The following is a 21,153-nucleotide window of genomic DNA, read 5'->3' on the forward strand; positions in this document are numbered from 1 at the left end:
ACACTTTTTTATTATCCAAGTAAATTAAATTATTGACCCTTAATCATGTCGTGAAGCTTTCTTGTTCATAGAATATTTAAATAGATAAATTTAGTAAGAACTTTTTACTTATGGACTCATTAATTTATTTATTTCCTTCTATCTTCATTAATACATAGGTCATCATTTATTTTAATGATTATTATGACAAATAGTTTAAGAATCAAGTAGTAATCTGTCTCGTACTGTTTCTCATCATCAATATTAGTTCCATGTAAATACTTATTCCTAATATCATGCCCGTTAGTAAATTTGGATTTATTAAGATAATAATCAAGATAATCTTGTTCATTCCTAGAAAAAAGACTACTTTCAAAGTTAACTAGATTTTGACTATTTAACTCATCTATTAATATTTGTATCGGTTCAGCAGAACGCCAATAACTTATTACTTCCTTATAATACAATTCCTTAAGAATATATATAATTCTATTGTCAACAAATTGTATTTTTCCTGTGTTATTTTCATTAATTAAGTTATTATCAAATAACCATTGCATTGTTTTCCATTGATATTCGTGAAAATCATCTTTAGTTACCATTTCACTTGTTATCAAGTTATAAAAATTTTTATATTTTTCTTTTTTATTTGGTAAATAGAATATACTACTTTGGTCAGAAAACAAGAAGAATGAGGCTGTTTTATACCAATCACTGGAAGTATAAACGTACTTCTTTTTATTTAGCGACTTAATATCTTTAATTTTAAAACTCGAAGAAGACATTTGTATTAATTCCTGGTCTATTCCTCCTTCTTCAAGTAAAATATTATATTGCTTAAAAATTCTATCTATCTCAGGAAGAATAGTTCTACATTTTTCAAAATATGATGATTCATTCGATGGCATTTTAACCTTAAAATTTTCAATTTGAAATTCCAATCTTAAATAATCCTCAAAAAACCATTTAATCATTTCTTCCAATCTTATCCCTATTTCATTTAATTCAAAAACAAAACTATACAATTCAGCGTAAGAAAGCATTTCTTTGAAGTTAAAAGAGGATGATTGATAATACAAGTGTTCTGCTTGCGTTCTAAATGCAGATTCCAGAGCAGAGCTTTCGCTTTTTTTAGAATCTAATTCCAATCTCATATGTTCATCAACAAAACCAAATAAATAGATAAAATTATTCCAAAGTGTGGCATAATCATTATTTTCTTCAATCCACTTCCGACTTACCTTAATAATGGTTGTTCTACCTTCTATAGTTGATACTATAGGTTCAACTTGGTCTTTTGGATAAGCAATCATTACCCCTGATTCAATACCTACACTGTTATGAAAGATTTTAGCCTCTTCTTCTTCAGCTCTCCTTTTAGCATGTAATTTAATTTTATCAGTTATACTTAACCCTTTATTTGTTGGAAAGTTAATAATTGTTCTCAATACATTAAGATTCACTACTGGTAAACCAATATATTTATCGATTAAACTTAATACATCTGTATTAGTCAAAGATGGTGGTAAATTTATTTTTACTTCCTTTAAATACTTTGACAAAATGGTCTCTGCATTCATAGGGTCTAATAAAAGCACGTCTTTAACTGCTTCATCGAAAAGGTCAGTCAATCTTTTAAATTCGAGGATTGAATTAATATGGACATTTTCTTTATTTAGAAATTCCCGAAAACTAGTTATTTCTATATTTTCATATAACTTATAATTATCAATAACTTCAAAGAAATCTGAAGTGTCATCAAAGTCGATTTCATCATATAGACTAATGAAACCACCTTTTTGACCATTTACAAACCTACCGATTTTTTGCTTTATTTGCACAACGTAAGTCTTTACGTTAATACTTGTCTCTTGAACAATCTGGTCACTAAAACTAGTAACTTGCATATATTTCAGAATATTATAAAAATCTAATAAATCAGTTATACTCCACTCAGACTCAATTGTATTATCATTAATTTTTTCTACTATCTTTCCCAATTCCCAACTAAAAGCCATTTCGTGTTCAGAAAATTTAATCTTATCCATATGCTCACCTTTCATAGCAATTAATTCCCCTCGAAGAAGTTAATAATGTTAGTATGTTTTGGCACTTTCAATATCCTTGGTTTACATTCAATTCATCTCCAAATTTCACCTTCTAGTTGAACTGTTTATGCCACTTCTTTATTAATAAATCAAATTGCTTAGATATAAAGAAGCTTCGTAAAAACCATTGCTAAAAAATCAGTATTTTAATAAGATTTAAAATAGGAATATTGTTTACGAATTCTTCTAGTTTATCTCAACAAGCATGTTCACCATCTTTTGAGAATATAAACATTTTATTTTTAACTTAACTTCATATTTTTGAATATCATCAAATTTCAAACTTTCATTTTAATACTAAAGGATACCCACTTATTCACTATAGTTTAGTACACGAATAAATAGGTATACTTCAAATTCACTTTTTCACCTTTGCTCCATTTAATAAAGTCTCTTTCTCCTTCTAGTTTTCCTTCTTTGTAACTTCTCATTATCTGAAAGGTTAACTTCAACTGGCAACACTTGTTCGTCAGGTTTATAAAAACTTATATTCTTTTCTAAAAGTAATTTGAAGAAATCATCATCTTCTATAATGGCTCTTCCTTCTTTGGGATTTAGCCACCCTTTGTTAATTGCTTCATAAGTAAGCAGCCAATGATTTGAATAAAGACTTTCCTTTGTAACTAATGATTCCCATAAAGAAACATCTATTTTTTTTATTTTGCCTTGATTGTGTAAATCTAAAGTTATTAAAGCAACTATGCTATCTTCTATTTTAGCTAACTCTTTTGCTACTTTGACTGGGATATTAATATTTAGAGACTTGCATAACCATAATGCCCAACTAATTTCGTGTGTATATCCGTATGAACAGTAGTATAAAATAATCTCAAATAAAGTTAATTTGATTTTCTTAAAATCCAAAGGGTATTTAGCAATACGATATCCAAGCAGTATTTCTGTTGCTATCGGTAAAACACTTGGTTCGACAATCATTGAATTTAGTACAAGTGATTCATATATTTTCCACTGCTCTTTACTTATCTGCATTTCAGCTATTTCTGTTAATGCATATTTCAACACTGATTCATCTGGGTACTCTTTTGATAATTCAAAGGCTCTACTAAAATATGTGATTATTTCATCATCTGATAAACTTAATTTATTTATATTTTTATTCTGGAGTCTTCTTAATTCAATTGTCCATTTTGGCTCAAGAATAACTGGCAATTCAATTATTTTTGTTTTTTCTGGACTAAGTTCTAACTCAAAATCTTTCATAATATGGTGTAAAGCAGATAATGCAAATTGGGCATCATTGAATGTTTTAAAATATAAGTAAAAATCGTCTACAAACCTGAAACCTTGTAATTTTATTTTCTTTTCTTTCAATTTTTGATATAAATATTTATCTATTGCTGCACCAATAATCTCTGCTATAACGAGTGAAGTATCTGGTCCAATCGGAATACCAATAGTTTGATTTTCTTGAGTAGACCTTGTAGCTTCGTCAATTTTATTACCCGAAAGATTTTTAAAAAGTGTTCTATCCTTCAAACTACTTTTGGCAGTATCCTTTGAATGCAATGCCCAAGGTATAATGTGTGTGTATATTGTAGGATAAAACCTAGATATATCAGTCTTTAACAAATATCTAGCATCTGTTGAATGTAATATACTTTCCTTAGAAATATCAGATAAATTTATCTTTCTAGAGAAGGTTCGTATTTCTCTATTAGAATTAATTTTCAAATTATTTATTACTGGCTTACTAAGAGAAATAGGGGAATTTTCAATATGCACTTCTATTTCTTCCCAATTATCTACAATTAATTGGGAAAGTTTAAGCTGATGATAAGGATTTGGTATAGCTAGCAATCTTCTTACATGTTTAACTTTAGGAATAGTGTACGTACAATATTTGCTGTATTTTTCCCCCTTAAAACTTTGAACTTTACTAGATATATAGGAAATATTATCTGCATAATCATTAGTATTTATTGGTGGAATGATTTCATAAGGTAGATACCCCCCTCGAATTAAATTTTCTAAGCTTAAACCTTCAGGAGATTCTAAAAAATCCCAATCCCCAAAATCAAAAAAATCACTGGACATCCTTTTTCTCCTATCATATATATTTCCCGTTCATATTGATTAGTTTTAAATATAACTATCACAAGTATATTATTATATTAAACTTACATAAAAGTGAAAAAAATTAAAGAAACTTTTAATTCAAAGGGTTAATAAAATATAATTAAAAGACAGTAAGTTTTCTATATATCCTACTGTCTACGTTACATTACTTTATTTTAATTCTCTAGCTGAAGCTGCTTGCTTAACGCTTCCAATTAATTGGTTAACATTTCGAACAATTTTAGAAGCCTCTTTTTGAGAAATAAATTGTTCTTGACCATGGACTAATTTATTTCTCCACACTACCCATTTTTTAAATTCACGACTGTACGCCTCGTCTACTAAACCAGAATCTATTAATAAAGTAAATAGATTTGATAAAGTTGAATGGCGATAAATATTATTTATCTTATTGGACTGTCCCTCTATATTTAATTCGAAAAGTTTTCTTAACTCAGATTCTAAAAGAGTAATTGCAGAAATAACAGCTGCTTTATATTCTTGTTTTCCTAGCAATCGCCCAGGTTCACTATTTAAGTCCATCATTATATTCTCAGACACTTGTGATAACCAATTTTCGATTGTATGTATAAATGTTTCTGACTCAATATAAGCCTCTGAAATATTGCTGTTTACAAATTTTATATTATGGATACCATTTAGTTTCGTATCAAAGCCAGATGAATTCTTTTTAGATAATACAAGAAGATGTAATGGCTTCTGTCGTTTTTCAAGGATATTTCTAATTCCATTTAAGCTTTTATCATCTTCAGCATCAAAAATAATCATATCTGCTCGTTCAATTAAAGCTGTTTCTCTGGCTGTTATATTATCACCATGCATGATTAGTTCATCAGATGAAATTGGCGAAAATCCATATCCTTCAATAATCGGGAATATATAACTTCTATATAAAGATATTTTTGAATATGGTACAGCAACATAACATAACCTATTTGTAGCATCTACTGGTAAAGACAGTTCCGCTAAAGTTTGTTCATTAAAAACTAGACTTTTATTTGGTAGATTTTCAAGCCAATATTCCCTTATTTCTTCGAATAGTGTTTCAAATACTTCACCATATGACTTGGCATCAATATTTATTACATTAACTCCTCTTCTTTTATACCTATTGATAGCAGCTTGTTTAGCCCCGACAGACAAAACATAAGCTGGTCTTCTTAATTCACCTAACCTATTACTTATTATTTGCCACACTTGTCTAAAATCCGCATCTTCTAGACTGTATCCAATAAACAGTGGAGTACGGGTGATTAATAGATTTGCTAGATATGTGGATATTAGTGGGTAATTTTCTAAAAAGGAATCATAGTCCTGTTCAGTGGCTACCATCCTATTTGGATGATGTAAATCTCCGTGAAGTTTTACTAGAAGAACATTTTTATTATGATTAGTTTTCAGATTCGAACCTATCGACAATTGTTCTTCATCTATTATTGGTAGGCAGTATTTACCTACGTTATCAAATCCCTTTTCCAATAAAAAGTCAAAATTTGTAGTACAAACAATATCAAAGGGGACTCTGCAAAATGCTTTATGTACATTTCCTGGTTTTGAATCAGCAATAAATAATAGTTGAGTTAACTTTTCCACTAATTTAGAGCGAGAATACTCAAAACTGTATGCAGATATAGCATCAAGTGCATTGCTATAGGGATAATCAATTAAATCATTAGAAAAACTTCTTCCCAAATCTTCCCACAGGGGCATTTCTTTCCCCTTCGGTAAATCACAGTTTAACGAAAAACCAGCCCCTACAATTGGTATACACTGATTATTTAAGATATCTTCAAGTAATGGTTTAGGAATGTATTGAATATATTTAGTCATGATTCCCTCTCTTTTTAGATAAAAATTTTTTCTATCAAATTATTTTATCTAGATTACTAATTATAAACAATACTATACCATGATTTTTTACATAAACATCTTTTTTTACCAAATTATTCATTAGCGAGTTTTCATATATTAAGAAATATAATTAGGGAAAATTTCTTATTATTTTCTAATTTGAAGTATAATTATTATTTGAATCTAGATAGACTATAATGGAGAATGGAAAGCGACATACTATATTATTAGCACTCTAAAGCAGGTTAGATAGAAAAGACTACTGTGTGAATCCCCCCTATGTTAAAGAAAAAGTTGAAATAGGTCCTTCCTTATTATTAAAATAAAAAAAGAGACCCCTTTAAGAGTCCCCAAATACAACTTATATTAGATAATATGAAACCTTTAGTAATTTTTTATTTCTTCACTAGCTGCAGTTTTCACACAAAACTTTTTTCTTATAAGGAGTTCAAGTTTAGATTTAATTATTAATTACGCTTCCACAAAAATCTACACAGTTTTATATTATTAGGTTTAACTATCTTTGGGATTGTTGTTTAATTCAATAAGTTTATCTTTATACTCTTGAATTAAATTTAAATAACTTTTCTTTTCAGTCACATTTTCCTCTATACTCATCATCCTATTATAAAAACGTATAAGGTTTTTATAAGCTGCTTTTAAATTCCCATTAATCTGTAATGCATTTTTATTATCCAGAATAGCTTTATCATAATCCCCAAACTCCCAAAATATTGCCCCTCTAAGGGCAAGTGCATAAGAATAATTTTCATCTATACTTAAAGCCTTATTTACTTCATTAAAAGCTTCCAAGTATCTTTCTGAGGAATAATATGCATATGCTTTTCCATAATACCCCTTAGAAAACTCATTATCTAAATTTAATAACTTGTCAAAAGTTTCTAGCGCTTCTTCCCAGCGCCCTCTAAATACCAAAACATTTCCTAGTCTCAAATATACATTTTTATTATTAGGATTAATTTGTATAACCTGTTTATAATCATTTATAGCCTTAGCGTATTCTGATTTCTTCCGATAGATATAACCCCGAAAATACAATGCATGCCAATAGTCTGCCTTTAAACCTATTGCGGTATTTAACATATTTATAACTTCATCTAGGTCCTCACCCATTTTATTTAGAATGGAGGCTCTGTCATAAAATGATTCAGCTCTGTTAGGATTTAATTTATCAATTTCTTTAATTATTTGTAGCGCCGCTTCAAAATTTTTCATATCAATAAAAGATTTTACTTCATTACTTAGTTTGTTAATCTTTTTCTCAATATTAATACTATCGGGAACTAAATCAATCATACCATCCTCTGAAATTATAACAATTAGACAATTTCCATTTATATCTTTCCCACTCTCGTATCTAATTGCTGAATTATATCTAGCACCTCTGGAAGCATCACCTTTATCCAATTCAGCATGTCCATCTAAAATTACTCCAATAGCATGACAATTCCCATCTACATCCAAATATAGCGCCCCGTCAATATTAGTTATTTTTTTTATGGTTTTTGCTATATTTACGTCTTCATAAAAATCGATTTTATTCACTTTAATAGATTGTGTTTTCAATCTTTCTGCTTCTTTTCGTGCCAACTCTGGTGTAGATATCACAACTGTTGTCCCATGTCTCTGCTTATACGCAGCTTCTATTATTTTTATAATGTTAGTAAATTTCTTCTCCCTATATTCTTCTGAAATATGTTTATTAAATACATTTCCAATAGAGTACATTAACTTCTCTTTCGAAAGTTTATTTTCAACTAAAGTTAATTTCCCATGCTTTATGCCTACAATCAGCCTTTCTTCAAAGAACCATCTAATTCGTTCCTCTCTAATACCTATACTAGGTTCTAGCCTATTTGTAATATTAATTGTCTTTAAGTTGTACTCAAATCTATTCAAAAAATCAATTAATACCACGTTATTTTGTTTTAAATTATGTAAATTAATAAGTTTTCCTAATCCATAAATTTGGTTATTATCACCAATAAGATATGTATCGTCATCAGTCATCTCCAATAATTTCCTCATTTTCCTATGTTCTTTATATTGAATGACCTCTTCAAATTTAATTAGGAAATTTATATTTTTGTCCATTAAATTTCCTAATTAATAGTAACTTAGCATTTATAGCACTTCCTTCATAATTTAGGGTAGAGATAATATTAATCTCGTCAAAAAGGTTTTTATCTTTCCCTAAACACACCCGATTAATTATATTATTAATGAAATCTCTTCCAAAAGATGATAAAATATCGCCAAGATTATTTTCAAATAATTTATCCGTCTTATTTTTTAGTTCTTTGCGCAATACATCAAAAAAACAATCCATAGCATATTTTAAAAAGGAAAGAGAGGGACTATTCAAGTAAATATCTTTAATATCATCTTCAAATCCCTCAAGTGTTATATAAATTAATAAATTTTCTTTGTCATCACTAGTGTTAATATAATTTATATAATGTAACTCTCCTAGATTTGTAAATGTTAATTCCTCTATATCCTCATTTTTGTTACTAATTGACTCTCCATTATTCAAGTTTATGTTAATTTCATTTAATGAGGTTTCCTCTATTAAGGAAGATAGCTCTGAAATCCCGTGTACCTTAAAAATTTCTAGTATTATCGACGGTAACTTTTCATTCACATTATTAAACATCTCAATTTGAGTACTTATTGCAGGATTTAGTAATTCTATAAAATTTCGAAATAACAATTTCAATTGCTCTTCATTTATATCTTTCATAAAAATTATTTCCTTCTTCCTTTTTAGTTTATTTAAAAACCTTAAGTAAATCCAAGAATGCTTTTTAAGATATACTATTATTTTTTATATGGGAATTAATTACTTCTTAAGGACATAATCAAAAAATTTTAACTACCTTCATTACTCCCTAAAAAATTATAGCATGAAGTTAGCATTAGTTAGAGTTAGTGAAGTTTAATTTTAGACAAATTGAACATTTTTATATTTTATTTCAAGTCCTATTTTCTATCAACTTTCTGCATGAACTTAAAATGGCAGTAATTAAAAAGAGAAAACTTAAATTTACAACTTCTTCTTCAAATACTTATCTACTAATCAATAAGTTTCTTGTGGTGTGTGGTTAAACCCACTATGGTTTTCAGCCACAGATTTCCCCACTGAAAATGTGGAAATATCCCCCTCCTCCTCAACATAAAGAAAGAGACCCTTCCATGAAGAGTCTGACTTATAATCGCATAGCCTCTAATTCATTTTTTCTGTAAATCAACGTTCTCTTTTTTATTCCTGTCTTCGTTTCTACTTCTTTGTATGTATGAGTCTTGAGCAATTCTACAGCATGAAGTATTTGTTGCTTGGAATGCTTTCTTGGTCTACCTTCTCTAAAATCGTCACGTTGCTTAGCCAATGCTTTTCCTTCTTGAGTTCTTTCTACAATCATATCTCTTTCAAACTCTGCGAATGAACTTAAAATATTGAAAATCAGCCTGCCAGTTGCTGTATCTTCTACAAGACCTATGTTAAGAATGTGAACCTTAACCCCTCTTGTAAATAGAGCCTTTACTGTTTGAATACCTTCTACTGCTGACCTAGCAAATCTATCTAGCTTTGTTATAACTAATGTGTCATCTTTTTTTAATGCTTCAAGCAACTTATTGAACTCAGGTCTATCAGTTTTAGTACCTGTGAACTTCTCTTGATAAATGACCTGGCATTCTGCCGCTTGCAAAGCTTTGATTTGAACCTCTAAGTCTTGTGCTATTGTTGAGACTCTAGCATACCCATACCTCAATGTTATATCCTCACTTTTCTCCAATGATTTATTTCACTAAGTTATTGCACCTAATAAAGCTGATTATAGCAAGGCTTTAAAAAAGTGCAATAACTTTCAAGTATTTGCACTATTTTTAAATGTTTTATATGAATGGTAAAAGCAATCTTTTTGATACAGATAGATTTATTAACTCGTCTCGAACAACGTCATTGTTTTAATAACTCTTCTGCTCATCTAGGAACTATTAACATGACTATTTTTGGCGTCGTATCGGAGATTTTTAGAAGTCTTATTTGTGACTAAGGGTGGTATATTCTATTAAACCGACTTTAATATACTAAATTCAGACAATTATACAGGTTGAATTTAAGCATGCATTGCTCTATTCACCTCTGAATTTCTTTAATGTGATACGTAGACCACAGATTCTTTTATAGCCTACCTCTTGGGTAAACTCTTGGGTAAAAAGCTTCGTTCTTATTACATAATGGATTCAATTGTATTGAACCATTACAAAAAACACACCAAACTTAACCATAGATTCCAATGTGTTTGAAACTCCCAGTTATCATCTGCACCAACGTATTTAATATAACTTAAATACATAAATTAGATATCAGTGACCAAAAACCGAAAAGAGATATATTCCTCTAAAAATAAACACTGAACAGGTTTCATGTTCAGTGTTTTAAAATATATTAGACTATCTGGTGGTATCTAGGCTAGCACCTCTTCAATATCATTTTTCCATATAAAATCATTTGTAACAAGATGGTCGTCAAAAAAATTAGTGTTTATAAGTATCTCTTTAAATTTCTCACCCTTCTGCGAATAAACAACATTGTAGAATACCATTAATAACTCAAATGATGATAATTGTGCTCTCAGGATACCCCTATACTTACGTTTCTCAATTTCATTAATTTTATCATCTACATCAAAAATCTCACTTTGAATAAACTTAACTATTCTATATAAATTTCTATAGTAATGTCCAACTGCATTCTCATTCCTTTTATATACTTCCTCATAAGCTAGTTTTTTTAAGTCTTTCATAGGTTGATTAAGGAAATTAGTTTTAAATTTATCAATATAAACATTTGAAAATTTATCTTTTACTCTGTTAAAATCTATTGTCTCAATTAATTCTTTATAAGCTATATAATTTCCATATATGTTTTGAGAATAGTATACTAAGTGTTGCTCTTTTCTTCTGTTCCATTCTTTATTTTGACCATTATCTATAGTTTCATAAAACTGTTCTTTTTCAGTCATATCTGCAAACCCATTATAATCGTACCTGGGAAGAAAATGAAGTTCAAATTCATCTGTATATTCACTTAATTGATTATCTAGGTACAATTGTTTTATTAGTCCATCTAAAATCTCAATATCACCTTCAAGGGCTTCTTCTTTTAATTTTTCACAGTACTCTCTATAAATCTTTCCATCATATGTATTAATTAAATCATCATAAAAATATTCAATAGCAGCTCTTCCTGAAAATTCTTCAATTTGTATTTCCTTCAGAATATTGTGATGTAAATTTATCATATTGAAAAAGGTGGTTTCAAACTGTTGTTTTTTCATTGTTTCATTAGTAATTTGGGTTTCTTTCCTTGCTTCTTCAGCTTGCTTCACCGATGCTTCTGTTTGCTTAACTAATTCCTCGATGCTTTGTTGACTAATTTTTATTTCTTTTCTTTGCATAATAATAGTTGCTAATAAAAGGACAACACTAGATGCAGTTAAAAACGCAACAGTTGTACCTCCTATAAAATCACCTACCGCTCCTAAATCTGCCAAATTTTCATATTGGTCTAATCGGGAATCATAATAATTTTTTACAGCAAAAGGCATTATACTTGCTGTAACCAACAAAGCAAAGCCTAAAATGGTAAACACCAAAATGCCAACTTCTGATATCTTATTCCTTAAATTAGTTTTTAAAACCATTAATACTACCAATACAACTAACACCATTAAAAGCATAATCAAACTCTTCTCCACCAATCTAGTTTACTTTTGATAATTATAATAAAACATTTATCTATTGTATCAACAATTAACTCTTACTACTAACAAAATTTAACTCTTAATGAAATCACAGTTTTATTGTTTGTGTAATATGACAAAAAGTGGAGAAATCTAAGTACAATCCAAATATACGCTAAGGCTCATAATTACTCATTTTATAAAATTAAATAAAACAAAAAAGACAGTTCATGCTTTTACTGTCTTTTTTTAATCTCGGAAATTTATATAAATATCATAATTCAATTTTATAGAATACTTCTTAAATTTCTTCTAATCCCTGCTTGCCGTTTATCTAGGTTTTGAATATCTGTTAAATATCGAGTTGCCAGTGACCTACTCCTATTTGTCTTAATCTTACTATATATTTGTGGTAACCCAGTATATACTGCACCCAAACCAAGTGTTTCGTTCAGAAGCTCTAGATTTCCTCCATTATTTGTAAGTGCAATATGGATTCCTAATATGGTTGTTGAGAGTGCTGTCCCCAGTTCAATAATATCACTTAATAGACTTTCTTTAGTGTTAGATATATTTCTTTTTATTTCAAAAATACTTTGTTCCGTGAATTTGCTATTGGGGATGTTTGACAATTCATTAACTGCTAACTGAAACTCCTTTAACTTTCTTTGAAAATTAATATTATTTCGCAATTTAACAATTTTGCTGAGTGGAATGTCCTTTAACCCAGATGGTACTTCAAGAGAAATCAACTTTTTTATAATCTTTATCTCTTCAAATCTACTATTATACCTCCAAGTTTTTTCATTTATTTTTCTCAGTTTCCTCTCTTCCTTCAAATCCGTAATTACATCCATATTATTATAATCACCTATGTTATGTGCTAAGATTGACATATATGAAATTCCTAATTGATAAGGTATCATAATTCCATTTTCTGAAAAACTTACAAATCCTAGCTCACGACAAAAATCTTCAAACTCATAGCTGAACTTTGATTGAAATAATTCAAAGTTATGATTCTGAGGTTGTCTCCAAAAGTCTAAAATGTTTATCTCACCTAATATACCTAACATTTTAACAGGGTTTTCAAGCTCTCTAGTTATAGCCCATATTGCATCTTCAGTAGACTTACTGATTTCCTCATAGGTGGGTCTATACGATGCTAGTAAATCAGTTTCGTTTAAAAGGAATCTGTGTATACCGCTTAAATAATCATCAGCCTCAGGTGGTACAATTGTATTTACATCATTTAAATAGAGAAGAGCAAATTTTAACCATTCCTCATCATTAATTTGAAAACCAGGGTAATATATAATATCTTTCATTTCGTTATCTCCTATTAATACAAATGTATAAAAATTCCATCAACTCAATTCTACCATTTCATTTCACCTAATAAAATCAAAATTTTATTAACCTATTATAATTTTCTATTTAAAAATCAAAAAGAATAAGATTCATATTCCTTTGTCTTTTTCTATAAGAATTTCACAATCTTACTTACTTACTTACTTACTTATGTACTTTAAATTTTTATAGATGTAATTTATAGGAAGGTCACCATTATATTGTGATAACCTAGGGGCTGGTGTACTACTAGAAATAGGACTTCCAGCTCTCATACTTGAAATGTAAGTGCTTGATTCTCCATCTAGCCAATTAAGTGTTTCTTCAAATAAAATTTGTGCTAAGTAAATACGTTGAGTCAGTTTGCAAAAGTTAATAATATTATTTTTATTTGCTTGAGCAGTATTTATTTTTGAAGCATCTTTTTGTTCCAATGCTACGTGCAACCCCAAGTACTCCTTAACAGAATTAATTATTAAATTAGACAATATTTCATTGGATAGTTGAGAAATATTTACTGGAACTAGTATACGATTATGATTAGGCAACTCTGATAATTTAAATGAATCTTTCCTAATTTTACTAGGTACAGTGTAATGAAGCTCTCCTTGAAACTCAAATGCAAGTCTAAAATCTTCAAATAAAATGTCTAGTTCAAGCTTAGCTCCTGTTGCTGGGTTAACAAGAAAAGATGGCTTCGACCCTATCTCTTTTGGTGTTTTAAGGACTGTGAAAGTTACAAATAAATCCAAATAGCAATTTAATAACCCTTCACCATACGATGCACACTCACCATTGTATTTTGAAGAACGTCGTTTATCTAGAGCGTCTATTAAATATTTATTAATTATTTTTAGCTCTTCGTTAAATTTATATATTGTTAGTCTTAATCTCACTAAATCTTCGTGAAGTCCAAAAATTTTACGAGAAATATTTGGAATCATTATTAATGAGTTTTGTGAACCAAAATCTTTCCTTAAAAAACTTTGCATTCTTTCAGTTAACTTTTTAAATCTTTCTTCAATCTGTTTATAATCTGCTGAACATGTTATACTATCCAAATACTGTCTTTGGCACTGTTTTATTTGTTTGATGACCTTATTCCTCTCATCCTTATTCATAAGTCATATCCTTTCCACTAATCTTTGTTTGAAAGCAATTTGGTGTTTAAATATATTTGCTTGATGCCACTTCATTTATTTCTTCTGGCAATCATTCAAACCTATCCCCTTAGTTTCATTAATATAAAGAAAAACCTTAGAATTCTTATCCAAAATATCTGAAATCAAAATCACACCATCTTCACCAAAACTAAAATATCCCTTATCAAATCAGGCATCATGATTTGGACACAAGAGCAGTCCATTGTTAACATCTAACCACTCCTGATTTATAGACTGATTCCATGGCTTAATATGCCTAGCTACTAAGAATCGTTCATCTGATACACCACACAGTTTGCATTTCTTTCCTACAGCTAAAAGAGCCTTTTTAAAAATTGACTGTCCTATACGTGCTTTAACAACCGAATCTTTTTCGGTGTTATCTAAAACAATCAGTGTTTCTAAGTCTTTCTGAAGTTTTAGAAAACTCTCAGTATGCAGTGGATTCACCATCTCGAGTAACAGTTTTAACGTAAGAGATTGCAATTCTGTATGGTTCGGAGATGGATTATAATTAATCCATATTTCCTCTAATAATGCCCTATTAACTTCAAAGGGGTTTCTAATTCTATGATTTTTCTGGATTTCCAAAAATAATTACTTTATTCTCCTGATTTCAATTTCTAAATAAGTGAGGATTTTGGTAATACAGCATTATTTTATTATCCATTTTTGCCTTTTGAATATCCTATACCTTTTTTACTTCATAATATGCAATGATACAGGGTTTATCTTCAATAGTTTATAAAATAAGGACATCCCCCTTTGTAACTTTAGTTTTTAAAATTAGTCCTCTATCCCAACATCTCCATAAGTGAACTCCGAGAATAATGGGTCTTCCTCTATATTTGGTCTAAATATGGGATTATATAACTGCTCAAAAGACACTCCCCTATCAAATTTATAGTTTTTAAAACAAAATTTCATTTGATTAATTATCCGAATATAAATTGCTTTGCAAGAATCAAATGCAAACATAGCCTATACTTTTTATACTAATTTAGGTAGATTATACCACATTTTAACATAAGTAATATTAATAAAGAGTTTCTAAATTGTTTATAACCTATTTATTACCTACAATGCATGTTAAACCAATATTTCCTCCCGAAACAATTAATTATCTAAGGATATCTAGTAGATATACATTGGTTAGGGCTTCTCAGCCCGTTATTCGTGAGTTCATCACGAATAACTCCTCGAGAGTATGACCAATCTCCGCTTTGCTGCGATTAGTCATACTTATTAAATAATTCAACTTGAAAGTTATTAATATATTAAAGTAGATATAGTTACGTAGTCCCAACGAAGTGGACTGCGTAACACCAACTCAGCGAAGCTGAGGCGGTAGCTACCTTCGACAGAAGGTAATAAAAAACTCCTCATCCCTTCTATATATAGAAGGGATGAGGAGTTTTGATTCTAGAATATGAGCTTTTTTAGAATTTTAATATCATGATGTTCTACTTTAATATAACCTGTCTTTATAAAGCTTTGGATTTGCTTAGATTTCCACAGTCGGGACAAATTATGTGTTTTTGTACCAATCTTCTCAGCAATCTCAGCTTTTTTATAAATTCCCTCATTTAATTCTTTAAGATAGTTGATTAACTTTATATCTAAAGTTATTGCTTTTTGCTTGTTTTCTGAGCTAAACTCAAATTCTCTATCTATTGTTAGGAATTGAATATTCTTGAATTGTTCTTGTACCAATAATGTTACTTCTTCATTATTATTAACAATAATAAAATGCCCTTTAGGATTTGGATTCCGTTGAATTAACTTGGCAGCCTGATAGAAATCTGCTGCTAGAAAGCCTATTCTAATTTTTTCGATTGAGTCGTCAACAAACTTTCCCTTTTTCACTTTAAGATTTAAATCTTTTAGTTTATTAAATCCATTATAGATAGCATATTGAAGAAAATAAACAGGATAAGGAAGGTTATTTGTTGCAATGATATAAACTAAATCAAAATCAGAATAATTATTTTGTCCAACAATATTACCAAACCAATTAATTGCAAATCTGCTATCCACCATTTTAACCTCTTCATCTTTTGTTGGTAGATGTACATTTAAACCAGATATACCTATATTATCAATTGATTTCAATAATTTGTCAGATTCTGATTTATGACAAATGAATAAACATTTTTTTTCTGTATCAGTATAAGTTCTACAAACCTTGTTGCATCTGCAAAATACTGAGTTTCCATTCTTTTCACTGTATTTCGACTACTATTTCGAAACAACAACAAAAGTACATCGGCTATAGTCTATTATTCTTCTAGACTCAATTATCTTAAATTTATTACCTTTATATATAGAATCTACTGTTGCACTGGCATCTAACATTATATTGTTACTAAGCATTCTTAATTTCATCTTGTTATTAACAGCATAAAATTTACCACCATTATAAATAACTTCGTCGCTATAAAAGAATATTAATTGTTCTATAAATGTTATTAAGTCATTTAAATTACCCTTAATACTTTCTTTATTTTCCTCAATTAAATTCTGAAAATCTTTAAGTTTAGATACATCAAATAAAACAGAGTCTACAATAATTTCATTTGTATTTCCTAACTGATACATTTCCAGCTTTTCTAATAACGGTGATGTTACTTTATCCAACTCTTTTTGTAGGCTATGTAACAGCATGGGTCGAACTTTATCATAATTACCTTTTGAAAAAGTATATATTGGGAATTCAATTTTTTCATCTATTAATAGTGTATCTCTATTTCCAAAGGGTGCTTTTAGTTCCTCTACACACAATTCAATATACCTTTGGTGAGTTATTACAAGAACCAAACAACTTTCCAGTTTGTTAAGGTTTTTTCTCCAATACTTCCAATTATCTGATGTTATCCCAACAACAGTATCTTCACCAAACAAATCATAAGCATATGATTGTTTTAGTGCTTTAACTGTTTCTTCTACATCAGATTTGAATTTTTTTACAATTAAGTACTTAGGTATTTCCCCTGAATTAAAGGTAGATTCTTCAATGCATTCAGCTATATATTGAGTTGAAAATTTACTTTTTCCTAGTCCAGCTTCCCAAGCAAACACCTGAAAAACCTCAGGTTGAAAATCTCCTTTTATAGTATCACTTAATTTTTTTTTCATTTGTTCCAATTGATGCTCGTCTACCAAGGTGTTCATCTCCAATGTTTATATAATATGTAATCTCTATTATACTTGATAAACATTTTAATATTACTCCTAACATATTAAATACTACTTGGAAATTTATCTATTAAAAAAGGGTGGCTTGTAATTAATATACAAGAAATTAAGATGATTGATTGGGATGCTGAATTTTGCCACCTATACTATACCTCCATTTGTAGCCTCCTAATGTTACTTGATTACCATTGCAACAATTCAGAATATTTATATAAGTTTTATCATCTAGTTCTTTTGCTATTTTACTTGCACTACAGAACCATTCATTTATTAAATTACCATCTAAGTCAAACTGAAGTATAGTCCTTTTAGACATTTTTATTAATTGTACTCTTTCATGTAATGTATTACTTTCATCTTTATAAATCCAAATAAAACCTTTGTATAGGTCTTTTTTTTTATTAGCACAATCGAAGGTGGACAACGCATTTACATGAATTAAGAAAAAACCAACACAGTAATAGTTACATGCAGTATTCTTATAATAAATTCAGGGAAAATTCATTTGGAATTACTATTATTGAGAGTGTCTACGATAAAGAATTACTAATTGAAAGAGAACAATTTTGGTTAGATACACTTAAATCTTATGCCATATGTTAACTGCACTACCAACATATATCTTCCCATTACCCTTGCATACAATTTTGTAAATTCCGCATAATATATCAAGTTCCTTCCATTTGATATCAAACAGCCCATACCGATTATTAATGACATAAGAATTCCCTTCACAAAATTTAAATCGAGATTTAAATCCACTTTTTGCATCTGAATCTACATAGAAATAATCTTTTGACTTAGGTAATATTTTTTTACAACTACTGCATTTTTTCGTAACTTGATAAGATAGATTTTTCAAAATATCAAACCCCTTTCTTGAAGTTTAATATTTCCTCCAATATCCATCTTATACCGAAATTCAAATTATTTTATTATAAACACATAGTGTGCTAGTGTGTTACCTACACACTAATTCAATTCTTATACTTGAATGCACTTACTAACAGGTTAAATACCCTATCTAATCAAAACGAATAGATATATAAAACAACTTACAAATCTATTCATCTCCAATATTCTCCAAAGACAAAAGCATAAATAAAGACTAGACAAAATAATAGGATAAAAATAAAAAAGAACCGCTTAATTAAATAGCAGTTCTCATAATTAGACCAATTCCAGCATTTAAAAGATTATGCATTTCCCCCACTCTTTCAATGCATTTTCCTATAAATTCAAATAGCTTTGTGTCCATTTTCAACTAGCCATAGTTAACTTTTCAATGACATTAAGCTCTATTTGTAAGGTATTTCATGTCTAATTCCCCATTTAGATAAAGGGGAATGTTGTTGATACTTCTTACCGATTTCCTCTCTGGTTAAGTCCATATACGCTTGTTCTGTTACTGTGACAGAACTATGACCCAAAATGCGGCTAAGCGTATAGAAATCCCCGCCATTCAGTAAATAATGTCTTGCAAAATTATTCCGTATTTGATGTGGATGTATATTAAGACCTATTTGCTCTCCTGCTTGTTTAAGTTGCTTCTCAAAGGATTGAATTGTAAGTAAAGTATTTCTCGTCGTTGGGAAGAGTAAATTTGTTCCTGTATATCTATCTTTAAATTTTAAGTAGTGTTTTAGCTCTCTTTCCATTACCTTTGAAAAGTATACGTACCTTTCCTTTCTCCCTTTTGTTTTGGTAACTAAAATCATTCGATGTTTAAAATCAATTGATTCTACTTCAAGTGCCAAACATTCACCAATTCGCATACCAGTATCTTGCAGTATCATTACAATGACTTTATTTCTATACCCATGAAACTTTGTGTAATCAAACTGTGAAAGCAATCGGTTAAATTCTTCTTGATTTATTCCTGCTTTTTGTCTTCTTTCTGTTTTAATCTGTTTAATGTTATCAACTGGATTCTTGTGTAGTTCTCCTTCTTGTTGTAACCAATTGAAAAACACTTTTATATTTCTTACATAATTATTAATCGTTACATTAGAAACTGTTTTCTTGAAATCCCGTCTATTATGCGGATGATTTATTGTTTTAGAAACTTCTTTGTTAACAACAGTATACTTACCTCGTTCTTGCAAATAAGCGACATATTGCCGTATATGACCTGCTTTAACACGTTGAACATCTTCAATATCATGTTCGCCTTTTAAATACGCTAGGAATAGCTTTAATGACTGCTCATATGATGATAATGTTTTCGGTGATAGGTTCTTACTTTGGCATGCTAATAAAAAATCATCTAGATAAAATTCTAACTCAGTTAACTTCATTCTTTACACTCCCCATCTCCAACAAATACAAAACCCAACAAATCAAATGATTTATTGGGTGAGATGGTAAAAATTTATTGGCTTTAATCCGAACAGAATGTTTATTTTCAAAGAATTGGTTGGCTTAGTAAAAACTAATAACCCAATCGCACCGCTTCTTTAAGAAGCCTTATGCTCCAATCTCAGCTTATCTGCCACAATCGCGATAAATTCTGAGTTCGTTGGTTTTGCTTTGGACATGCTGACAGTGTATCCGAACAGGGTGGAGATGGAATCGATGTTGCCTCTGCTCCACGCCACTTCAATCGCATGACGAATTGCCCGCTCTACACGGCTCGCAGTGGTATTATATTTTTTAGCAATATCAGGGTAAAGAACTTTTGTAATCGAGCCTAATAATTCAATATCATTATACACCATTGAAATAGCTTCCCTTAAATAAAGATAGCCTTTAATATGGGCAGGAACACCGATTTCATGGATGATGCTCGTGATGCTTGCATCAAGATTTCTTGGTTTTTGTTCTTGCTGCTGTGATCTGTAAGATGTTGAGGATGTTTGTTTGCGGACAAAACCGTTTGATTTGCCGCTCACCTGGCGGATATGGCTAGCTAAATAATCCATATCGAATGGCTTTAAAATAAAGTAAGATGCTCCAAGGTCAACAGCTTTTTTTGTGACATCCTCTTGACCAAAGGCTGTCAGCATAATGACATTTGGCATGGATGGAATACTCAATTGCTTCATTCTATCGAGAACGGCCAAACCATCTAAATGAGGCATGATTATATCCAATACCATAACATCAGGCTGTATATCCTCCAGAAGATCCAAACACTCCTGACCGTTATGGGCTACACCGACGACTTCCATATCTTCCTGGGAATTTATGTATTCCTCCAGCAATCCAACAAGTTCTCTATTGTCATCAACAACACATACTTGTATTTTCTTCAATGATAGTTTCCTCCTCAATATCCAATATCTCTCTATTTCTACTTTTATTCTAAATGACAATTTCGACAAAGTAACTAAAAATCCTTTGATTTTATAAAAAAATATAGAAAAACTCGTTTTTTCTCATGTATTCTCTTATTTTCGACCACTTTCGCCATTTAACTGCTTTCTGTGCGTGTTTGTCGAATAATCTTTATGTATTTATTATACAACCTTTATTAGGTGAGAATAAAGCTTTTAATGGTTATAAAAGCTGTTAATTTTACCCCATTAAAAAAATAAGTATTTTATAACTAAAAAAATATGGCGATTTTATGAATACGCTCTTGTTGCTGACGGGAAATTTAAGTTATTATAAAAGATGGACTTTCGCATATCGTATTAT

14 protein-coding genes are annotated in these 21,153 nt (G+C 29.7%); all 14 read right to left on the reverse strand.

Annotation, left to right across the window (positions count from 1 at the left end):
• Nucleotides 1-128: 128 nt before the first annotated feature.
• Entirely contained in the window at nt 129-2,042 is a 1,914-nt protein-coding gene (locus ACLIJJ_RS03250) for a hypothetical protein (protein WP_411410540.1), read from the reverse strand.
• Nucleotides 2,043-2,468: 426 nt separating this feature from the next.
• Complete coding sequence (locus tag ACLIJJ_RS03255; protein ID WP_411410541.1) at nt 2,469-4,142, reverse strand: RNA-directed DNA polymerase; 1,674 nt, start codon at nt 4,140-4,142, stop codon at nt 2,469-2,471.
• A gap of 192 nt (nt 4,143-4,334) precedes the next feature.
• The gene (locus tag ACLIJJ_RS03260) at nt 4,335-6,014 is read right to left on the reverse strand and encodes an SIR2 family NAD-dependent protein deacylase (protein ID WP_411410542.1); all 1,680 of its coding nucleotides are present in this window, start codon (nt 6,012-6,014) and stop codon (nt 4,335-4,337) included.
• A gap of 534 nt (nt 6,015-6,548) precedes the next feature.
• The gene (locus tag ACLIJJ_RS03265) at nt 6,549-8,150 is read right to left on the reverse strand and encodes a tetratricopeptide repeat protein (protein ID WP_411410543.1); all 1,602 of its coding nucleotides are present in this window, start codon (nt 8,148-8,150) and stop codon (nt 6,549-6,551) included.
• On the reverse strand, nt 8,122-8,799 hold the full coding sequence (locus ACLIJJ_RS03270) for a hypothetical protein (RefSeq protein WP_411410544.1): 678 nt from the start codon (nt 8,797-8,799) through the stop codon (nt 8,122-8,124). Before ACLIJJ_RS03270 ends, ACLIJJ_RS03265 begins: the two co-directional genes overlap by 29 nt.
• A 466-nt stretch (nt 8,800-9,265) precedes the next feature.
• Nucleotides 9,266-9,829, reverse strand: coding sequence for a recombinase family protein (locus tag ACLIJJ_RS03275; RefSeq protein WP_411410629.1), 564 nt, complete (start codon nt 9,827-9,829; stop codon nt 9,266-9,268).
• Nucleotides 9,830-10,528: 699 nt separating this feature from the next.
• Nucleotides 10,529-11,794, reverse strand: coding sequence for a putative phage abortive infection protein (locus ACLIJJ_RS03280; RefSeq protein ID WP_411410545.1), 1,266 nt, complete (start codon nt 11,792-11,794; stop codon nt 10,529-10,531).
• A 299-nt stretch (nt 11,795-12,093) separates the two neighbouring features.
• On the reverse strand, nt 12,094-13,134 hold the full coding sequence (locus ACLIJJ_RS03285; RefSeq protein ID WP_411410546.1) for a hypothetical protein: 1,041 nt from the start codon (nt 13,132-13,134) through the stop codon (nt 12,094-12,096).
• A gap of 183 nt (nt 13,135-13,317) precedes the next feature.
• Nucleotides 13,318-14,277 carry a hypothetical protein gene (locus ACLIJJ_RS03290; RefSeq protein WP_411410547.1) on the reverse strand — a complete coding sequence of 320 codons (960 nt, stop codon included), beginning with the start codon at nt 14,275-14,277 and terminating at the stop codon, nt 13,318-13,320.
• Nucleotides 14,278-14,487: 210 nt separating this feature from the next.
• Nucleotides 14,488-14,910 carry an HNH endonuclease gene (locus ACLIJJ_RS03295; RefSeq protein WP_411410548.1) on the reverse strand — a complete coding sequence of 141 codons (423 nt, stop codon included), beginning with the start codon at nt 14,908-14,910 and terminating at the stop codon, nt 14,488-14,490.
• Nucleotides 14,911-15,741: 831 nt separating this feature from the next.
• Nucleotides 15,742-16,431: a hypothetical protein gene (locus ACLIJJ_RS03300; protein WP_411410549.1), complete on the reverse strand. Its 690-nt coding sequence runs from the start codon at nt 16,429-16,431 to the stop codon at nt 15,742-15,744.
• Nucleotides 16,432-16,557: 126 nt separating this feature from the next.
• Nucleotides 16,558-17,454, reverse strand: coding sequence for a hypothetical protein (locus ACLIJJ_RS03305; RefSeq protein WP_411410550.1), 897 nt, complete (start codon nt 17,452-17,454; stop codon nt 16,558-16,560).
• Between the two features lie 1,358 nt (nt 17,455-18,812).
• Nucleotides 18,813-19,811, reverse strand: a complete 999-nt coding sequence (locus ACLIJJ_RS03310; protein WP_411410551.1) for a tyrosine-type recombinase/integrase — start codon at nt 19,809-19,811, stop codon at nt 18,813-18,815.
• A 159-nt stretch (nt 19,812-19,970) separates the two neighbouring features.
• Nucleotides 19,971-20,768 (reverse strand): sporulation transcription factor Spo0A, encoded by a 798-nt coding sequence (gene spo0A, locus ACLIJJ_RS03315; RefSeq protein WP_233313221.1) that lies wholly within the window; start codon nt 20,766-20,768, stop codon nt 19,971-19,973.
• Nucleotides 20,769-21,153 lie beyond the last annotated feature (385 nt).

Source organism: Niallia laureatilytica (assembly GCF_046613985.1).
Lineage (GTDB): Bacteria > Bacillota > Bacilli > Bacillales > Cytobacillaceae > Niallia.

Coding starts and splice junctions, on each gene's coding strand:
- ACLIJJ_RS03250 (WP_411410540.1), bottom strand. CDS start 2,042: ATGAAAGGTGAGCATATGGATAAGATTAAATTTTCTGAACACGAAATG.
- ACLIJJ_RS03255 (WP_411410541.1), bottom strand. CDS start 4,142: ATGTCCAGTGATTTTTTTGATTTTGGGGATTGGGATTTTTTAGAATCT.
- ACLIJJ_RS03260 (WP_411410542.1), bottom strand. CDS start 6,014: ATGACTAAATATATTCAATACATTCCTAAACCATTACTTGAAGATATC.
- ACLIJJ_RS03265 (WP_411410543.1), bottom strand. CDS start 8,150: ATGGACAAAAATATAAATTTCCTAATTAAATTTGAAGAGGTCATTCAA.
- ACLIJJ_RS03270 (WP_411410544.1), bottom strand. CDS start 8,799: ATGAAAGATATAAATGAAGAGCAATTGAAATTGTTATTTCGAAATTTT.
- ACLIJJ_RS03280 (WP_411410545.1), bottom strand. CDS start 11,794: ATGGTGTTAGTTGTATTGGTAGTATTAATGGTTTTAAAAACTAATTTA.
- ACLIJJ_RS03285 (WP_411410546.1), bottom strand. CDS start 13,134: ATGAAAGATATTATATATTACCCTGGTTTTCAAATTAATGATGAGGAA.
- ACLIJJ_RS03290 (WP_411410547.1), bottom strand. CDS start 14,277: ATGAATAAGGATGAGAGGAATAAGGTCATCAAACAAATAAAACAGTGC.
- ACLIJJ_RS03305 (WP_411410550.1), bottom strand. CDS start 17,454: ATGAAAAAAAAATTAAGTGATACTATAAAAGGAGATTTTCAACCTGAG.
- ACLIJJ_RS03310 (WP_411410551.1), bottom strand. CDS start 19,811: ATGAAGTTAACTGAGTTAGAATTTTATCTAGATGATTTTTTATTAGCA.